Here is a 7,335-nt window from a genome sequence, read left to right on the forward strand (position 1 = left end):
CCCCAGTGGGGAGCCCGGCCTCTCGGGCGTTCAAGGGGTGGCTCAGGCAGCGCCCTTGGCGGCTTCCTTCAGCTTGGAGCCGGCGCTCACCTTGGCGCTGTAACCCGCGGCGATCTGGATCGGCTCGCCGGTCTGCGGGTTGCGGGCGGTGCGGGCAGCGCGGTGGGTGCGCTCGAAGGTCAGGAAACCGGGAATGGTGACCTTCTCGTCGCCCTTGGCGACGACCTCGCCGACGATCTCGGCGAAGGCGGCCAGAACGGCGTCGGCGTCCTTGCGGGTCACCTCGGCGCGCTCGGACAGCGCGGCCACCAGCTCACTGCGGTTCATGTGTACTCCTGTGGTCTGTTCGCTTGCGGTGCGCGGGGGCCCATCGGTGCTCCCACCGGGGGGCACCCGGATAGGCCGCAGGTCCGCACACTGTGCTCATGCAGGCAATGCGTGGTCGCAGGCCGGGTCCGTACCCGATGCCGCGCGCCGGAGCCGTCGAAGGCCCGCCCGCCCGCCTGGGTACGAATCCTGCCCCGACCGGCCCCGAGAAAGCCAATCGGGCCCCGGCCGAGCCACCCGAACATCGCCCGCCCGTCGGAGGTGTGACGCTCCGTCGGCTCCGGCGGACCGGACCCGGGCGGCGGTCGGGACGACACGCCGGAAGACCAGGGGGACGTTCCGTACTTGTCGGACACGCCTGCCCCGTGCAGGGCTACGGTACGCCCTACGACTGACAAGCCCAAACACGCCCCTCGCCCTTGTGTCGCAAGGGTTCGGGGCGAGCTGGGCGGGTATGACCGCTATTCGCACATTTGAGCGATCTGCGACACGTCGCCCGAGCCGTCCGTCAGAGCTTGACGGTGGGGAACGCGGCGGTGTCGAGGGTGCCCACGATGCCGGGGGTCGGACGGGCCGGCGCGCGGTCCTCCTGGGCCCCCGCCAGGGCCGCCTCGCGCACCGCGGAGGCGACGGTCTTGGCCACGTCCTTGTGGAACACGCTCGGGATGATGTAGTTCGCGTTCAGCTCGTCGTCGGCCACGGTGGTGGCCAGCGCCCGGGCGGCGGCGATCATCATCTCGGTGTTGACGGTGCGGCTCTGGGCGTCCAGCAGGCCGCGGAAGACACCCGGGAAGACCAACACGTTGTTGATCTGGTTCGGGAAGTCGCTGCGGCCGGTGGCGACCACGGCGGCGGTCTGCCGGGCGATGGCCGGGTCGACCTCCGGGTCCGGGTTGGCCAGCGCGAAGACGATCGAGTCCTCGGCCATGGTGGCCAGGTCGTCGCCGTCCAGGACGTTCGGGGCCGAGACGCCGATGAAGACGTCGGCGCCCGCCACGGCCTCCTTGAGGCTGCCGGTGCGGCCCGAGCGGTTGGTGTGCTCGGCGATCCAGCGCAGGTTCTCGTTGAGGTCCCCGCGGCCCAGGTGGACCACGCCGTGCACGTCCGCCACGGTGGCGTGCTCGACGCCGGCCGCCATCAGCAGCTTGAGGATCGCGGTGCCGGCGGCGCCGGCGCCCGACATCACCACGCGGATGTCGCCGATCCGCTTGCCGACCACCTTCAGCGCGTTGGTGAGGGCGGCCAGCACCACGATCGCGGTGCCGTGCTGGTCGTCGTGGAAGACCGGGATGTCCAGGGCCTCGCGCAGCCGGGCCTCGATCTCGAAGCAGCGCGGCGCGGAGATGTCCTCCAGGTTGATCCCGGCGAAGCCCGGGGCGATCGCCTTGACGATGGCGACGATCTCGTCGGTGTCCTGGGTGTCCAGGCAGATCGGCCAGGCGTCGATCCCGGCGAAGCGCTTGAACAGGGCCGCCTTGCCCTCCATGACGGGCAGCGCGGCCTCCGGGCCGATGTTGCCCAGGCCCAGCACCGCGGAGCCGTCGGTGACCACGGCGACGCTGTTGCGCTTGATGGTCAGGCGGCGGGCGTCCTCGGGGTTCTCCGCGATCGCCATGCAGACCCGGGCGACGCCCGGGGTGTAGATCATGCTGAGGTCGTCACGGTTGCGGATCGGCAGCTTGGAGGACATCTCGATCTTGCCGCCGAGGTGCATCAGGAAGGTGCGGTCCGAGACCTTGCCGATCGACACGCCGTCGATCGTGCGCAGCTTCTCGACGATCTCCTCGCCGTGCGCGACCGAGGCCGCCGCCACCGTGACGTCGATCCGCAGCGCCTCCAGCCCGGAGGCGGTGACGTCGAGACCGGTCACCGATCCGCCGGAGGACTCCACGGCCGTGGTGATCGCGCTGACGGCGTTGCCCCGGGCCGGGACCTCCAGCCGTACCGTGATCGAGTTGGAGACACTGGGCACCGTCGCCATCGACGCTTCCTTCTTCCGTCTGTCCCGCAGGCTCAACATTTTGTTGAAGGCATCGCCTGCGCATGCTAGACGTCGATCGTCGCACCTTCCAAGGGGTAGCCAGAAATAACGTTCATTGAGTGTGCGGACCCGACAATCCCACCCGATGGCCGTCCGGCTCCCGCCGCTCGCTCCTTGCCTCTCCCGGCCGATGCGTTACATTGGACGGGACACCGGCTCGATCCAAGCCCCCGGGCCCAACCTTCGTCCCTTCGAGGGACCACTTGCCGCGAGGCGAGCATGGCGGGTCGGTGTCGTAAACGTCTGAAGGCCCCTCACCACCCGGTGAGGGGCCTTCTTCCGTCGGATCCCGTAGGGTCCGTCAGCCGTGCAGCAGCGCGGGCACGCCGGCCGCGTCGGGCAGGTCGTCCGGACCGGAGAGCACGGTCAGCCGCTGGGTCGCGCGGGTCAGCGCCACGTACAGCACCCGCAGGCCGGCCTCCGACTCGCCGGCGATGCCGGTCGGGTCGGCCACCACGGTCGCGTCGTACTCCAGGCCCTTGGCCTCCAGGCTGCCCAGCACCACCACGCGCCCGCCCAGGCCCTCGGCCCAGCCGGCCGCCTCGCCCCGGCGGTCCATCGGCACCACGAGCGCCACGGTGCCGTCCACCTCGGCCAGCAGCCGCTCCAGCTCGGCCCGGGCGGCCTTGCCGAAGGCCTCCGGCGCGGGGTCGGTGGTGGCCGCGAAGCGCGGCTCCACGCCGACGTGGCGCACCGCGCTCGGCGACGGGGTGCCCGGCGCGGCCAGCGCCAGCACCTTGGCCGCCACCTCGGCGATCTCGGCCGGGTTGCGGTAGTTCACGGTCAGCATGAAGCGGCGGCGCGGCTTGCCGGAGAGCACCTCGTCCAGCGCGGCCTGGGCCTCCTGCGGGAACGGCCAGGAGGACTGCGCCGGGTCGCCGACGATCGTCCAGGTGGCCATCCGGGCCCGGCGGCCGATCATCCGCCACTGCATCGGGGTGAGGTCCTGCGCCTCGTCCACGATGATGTGCGCGTACTCCGTGCGCTCGACCGGCTGGCGGTCGCGCTGGCGGGCGCTGCGGTCGGCGAAGGTGGTGACCTCGTCCAGGCCGCTCAGCAGGTCCACCGCGTCCACCTCGCGGACCTTCGGGCGGGCCGGCTCGCCGAGCAGCACCTGGAGCTCGTCGATCAGCGCGACGTCGTGCGCGGACAGCGCGCCCTCGCCCCGCCCGGACAGGTGGCGCCAGGAGGCCGCCAGCAGCCTGGCCTCGTCCGGGGTGACGGCCCGGCGGGCGATCCGGTTGGTGTGCCGGTGCTGGCGCAGCGTGGCGAGCACCCGGCGCGGGGTCAGCGCCGGCCACCAGGCGTCCAGGAAGTCCAGGAACGACGCCTCGTCCGAGACGTACTCGTCGAAGGACTCCTTCTCCTCCTGGCGCTGCTCGCGGGCGTAGTGGTCGGCGGGCTTCGGCAGGTCCCTGGTGGCCTGCTGCCACAGGGCGTCCAGCAGCAGCCGGCGGGCGCGCGGGCGCAGCAGGTTCAGCGGGGTGCCGCCGGAGCCCACCACGTTGCCGCGCACGGCCTTCAGCCGGGAGGCGTCCAGCTTCAGCACCTCGCCCCGGGCGACCACCTTGAGCTCCTGCGGCGCGCCCAGCTCCAGCGCCGCGCGGGCGGCCCGGCGCAGCAGCTGGACCATCCGGGCCGAGCCCTTGACCCGGGCCGCCTCGGGCGTGTCGTAGGTGTCCGCCTCGATGCCGTCCACCAGCGAGCCGACCGCCCGGATGGCGACCTGGCCCTCCTCGCCCAGCGCGGGCAGCACGCCCTCGGTGTACGAGACCAGCAGCGCGGTCGGCGAGACCACCAGGATGCCCCCGGCGTAGCGGCGGCGGTCCTGGTAGAGCAGGTAGGCGGCGCGGTGCAGGGCGACGGCGGTCTTGCCGGTGCCGGGGCCGCCGGTGACCAGGGTGGCGCCCGCGGCGGCGGCGCGGATCACCTCGTCCTGCTCCTTCTGGATGGAGGAGACGATGTCGCGCATCGAGTGGCTGCGGGCGCGGCCCAGCGAGGCCATCAGCGCGCCGTCGCCGACCACCGCCAGCTCCTCGCCGTCCAGGGTCGGGGTGAGGTCGGGGCGCAGCAGGTCGTCCTCGACGCCGATCACCTTGCGGCCCTTGGAGCGGATCACCCGGCGGCGGATCACCCGGCCCGGTTCGACCGGGGTGGCGCGGTAGAAGGGGGCGGCGGCGGGCGCGCGCCAGTCGATCACCAGTGGGCCGTACTCGGCGTCCAGCACGCCCAGTCGGCCGATGTGGAGGGTCTCGGCGACGGCCGGGTCGGCCGGGTCGAGCGGGGTGTTCGACGGGATGCCGTGCTCCTCCGGGGCGTCGGCCCGCTGGAGGTCGATCCGGCCGAACAGGAAGTCCTCGAACTCGTTGTTCAGACGCTGGAGGTGGGCGCCGGCCCGGTAGACCTGGGCGTCGCGTTCGGCGAGCGCGCCGGGGGTGCCGACCTGGACCCGCTTGGCGGCGTCCTCCAGGATGTACTCGGCCTCGGCGAGCTTCTCCTCCAACCGGTGGTAGACGGTGTCGAGGTGCTGCTGCTCACCGGCGATCTCGCGTGCGCGGACGGTCTCGTGGTCGGTGGCGGGGGTGGTGGGCGTGTTGCTCTGCATGGCCTCGGTGGTAGCGGCGGAATCCGGCTCCGGAAAACGAGCGGACGGATGATCCTACGCCGCGACCCCCCGGCCGCGCTGCTCCGGAACGTACAAAAATCGAAGGCCGCCCTCCGCGGAGCGGAGGACGGCCTTCGTGTCAACATGGGGTGGTGGAGATGCCGGGAATCGAACCCGGGTCCAGTGGAGTTAATTCAGGGCTTCTCCGAGCGCAGTCCGCTGTGATTTTCTCGGCCCTGGCGGTCACACGGACAAGCCGCCAACAGGCCCAGCTGCTGTTTGATTTCCCATCCGCCCTCGCAGCCCGGGCGGACGGTTGAGTTCCCTAGATTATGCCAGGGTCCGGGTCGGGAACTCCCCGGTCTGACACCCAAGCGCTATCGGTGCTTATTAGGCAGCGAGAGCGAACTGCTGGGAATCGCGCTTAGAGTTGGCGATTATTTTTTTGCGACACGTGGTTAACGAGATCATTGCCGCGTTCCTCGGCTCGCTTCCCCTGTTTCAACATCCCCTGTCGAAACCGATCATCCCCATGTTTTGTTGAGAAACAGCTCGGACGGTCATCGTCCGTGTTGCTTGCGCCATAGTACGCGAGGCGACGGGCGAGGGTCCAGCGGATTAACCCTGGCGTCGGCGGGCCGCCGCCACCGCACGGGCCGTCTCGCGGGTGTCCTGCTTCTCGCGCAGCGTCTGGCGCTTGTCGTAGAGCTTCTTGCCGACCGCGAGCGCCAGTTCGAGCTTCACCCGGCCGTCCTTGAAGTACAGCGAGAGCGGGACCAGGGTGTGGCCCGCGTCGCGGACCTTGCTCTCGATCTTGTGGATCTCCATCCTGTGCAGCAGCAGCTTGCGCTTGCGCCGGGCCGCGTGGTTGGTCCACGTCCCCTGGGTGTACTCGGGGATGAAGACGTTGTCGATCCACGCCTCGTGGTTCTGGATGTACGCGTAGCCGTCGACCAGGTTGGCCCGCCCCTCGCGCAGCGACTTGACCTCGGTTCCGGTGAGGACGAGGCCGCACTCGTAGGTGTCGAGGATCGTGTACTCGTGTCGCGCCTTCTTGTTCTGCGCGATCAGCTTCTGTCCGGTTTCCTTTGCCATAACGCGGCCATTCTCGCACTTCGAGGCCGGATCGGGCAGCTGCTTTAGGCGCGGGTGCCCAGCCCCGAGAGGACCCGCAGGGCGAGCTCGTCGGCCTCCTCGCCCGAGCCGGCCGGGACGTCGGGGGTGAGGCCGGTGCCGTCCGGGGAGCGGCCCGCCGGGGTGTAGTAGCGGCCGACGGTCAGCTCCAGCACGGCGCCGTCGGCGAGCCGGCTGGGCTGCTGGACGGTGCCCTTGCCGAAGGTCCGCGAGCCCACCACCACGGCGCGGCTGCGGTCCTGGAGGGCTCCGGCCAGCAGTTCGGCGGCGCTCATCGTGCCGCCGTCCACCAGCAGCACCAGCGGGGTGCGCTGGTCGCCGCCGGGCGGGGCGGTCAACTCCCTGGTCTCGCCGCGCTCCTGGTACGAGCCGACCGTTCCGCCGTCCAGGAAGATCCCGGCGGTGCCGGCCGCCTCGTCGACCAACCCGCCCGAGTTGCCGCGCAGATCGAGCACCACGCCGGCGTGCGGGGCGCGCAGCGCGGCGCGCACCTGGTCGGCCACGCCGCTGGTGAAGCCGCGCACGGTCACCCGCAGCACGCCCTTGCCCAGCTGCTCCGCGGTGACCTGCCGGCTGTCCAGCAGCACGCGCCGCAGCCGCAGTTCGCGCTCCTCCCCCTCGCCGCGCCGGACCGCCAGGGTGACCTCGGAGCCGGCCCGGCGCTCCTCGCCCTGGCCGCGCAGCCGCGCGACCACCTCGGTGACCGGCAGGTGGTCGGCCTGGTCCCGGCCGATCCGTACGAGCCGGTCGCCGGGGGCGATCCCGGCCGCGGCGGCCGGGCCGCCGGGCGCGACCTGGGAGACCTCGGTGACGCCGTCCTGGCCGCGGCCGACCGAGAGGCCGACGCCCGGGTACCGGCCGTCCAGGCCCTGGCTGAACTCCGCGTACTCCTGGGCGCTGTAGTACGCGCCCCAGCGGTCGCCGCCGGCCGCCAGCAGGTGCTCGGCCTGCTGCTCGGACAGGGCGGCGCCGGCCGGGTCCGCCGGGAGCCCGCCGGTGGCCCGGGCGGTGTCGGCGGACGGGCTGTGCGGCGGCCCGCCCGGGTCGCCCCAGGCGCCGGTGGCCGCGCCGGCCAGCAGCACGGCGCCGAACACCAGGCTGAGCGCGGCCACCTGGCGGGCCCTGCGCGGAGTTTGCAGCATGGACCGGAGTGTAGACACCGCTCCGAGCGGGACGAACCAGAACGACGGGCCCCGGAACGCCGACGGCCCCGGACGGCGCAGTGCCG

Annotated in this window: 5 protein-coding genes and 1 other RNA gene; all 6 read right to left on the minus strand. The window is 72.0% G+C overall.

Features of this window, described 5'->3' with window-relative positions:
• Positions 1-42: 42 nt before the first annotated feature.
• Positions 43-327 (minus strand): HU family DNA-binding protein, encoded by a 285-nt coding sequence (locus ACFRQN_RS38940; protein WP_030242980.1) that lies wholly within the window; start codon positions 325-327, stop codon positions 43-45.
• A 508-nt stretch (positions 328-835) separates the two neighbouring features.
• Positions 836-2,308, minus strand: a complete 1,473-nt coding sequence (locus tag ACFRQN_RS38945) for an NAD-dependent malic enzyme (protein WP_049653443.1) — start codon at positions 2,306-2,308, stop codon at positions 836-838.
• Between the two features lie 361 nt (positions 2,309-2,669).
• The gene (locus ACFRQN_RS38950; RefSeq protein ID WP_380745343.1) at positions 2,670-4,973 is read right to left on the minus strand and encodes a HelD family protein; all 2,304 of its coding nucleotides are present in this window, start codon (positions 4,971-4,973) and stop codon (positions 2,670-2,672) included.
• 150 nt (positions 4,974-5,123) lie between these two features.
• Positions 5,124-5,505: a transfer-messenger RNA gene (gene ssrA / locus ACFRQN_RS38955) on the minus strand.
• Positions 5,506-5,591: 86 nt separating this feature from the next.
• Entirely contained in the window at positions 5,592-6,068 is a 477-nt protein-coding gene (smpB, locus tag ACFRQN_RS38960) for an SsrA-binding protein SmpB (RefSeq protein WP_049653438.1), read from the minus strand.
• A gap of 44 nt (positions 6,069-6,112) precedes the next feature.
• Positions 6,113-7,249: a S41 family peptidase gene (locus ACFRQN_RS38965; protein WP_375874780.1), complete on the minus strand. Its 1,137-nt coding sequence runs from the start codon at positions 7,247-7,249 to the stop codon at positions 6,113-6,115.
• Positions 7,250-7,335 lie beyond the last annotated feature (86 nt).

The sequence above is a fragment of the Kitasatospora sp. NPDC056800 genome, assembly GCF_042789775.1.
In the GTDB taxonomy this organism is placed as follows: domain Bacteria; phylum Actinomycetota; class Actinomycetes; order Streptomycetales; family Streptomycetaceae; genus Kitasatospora.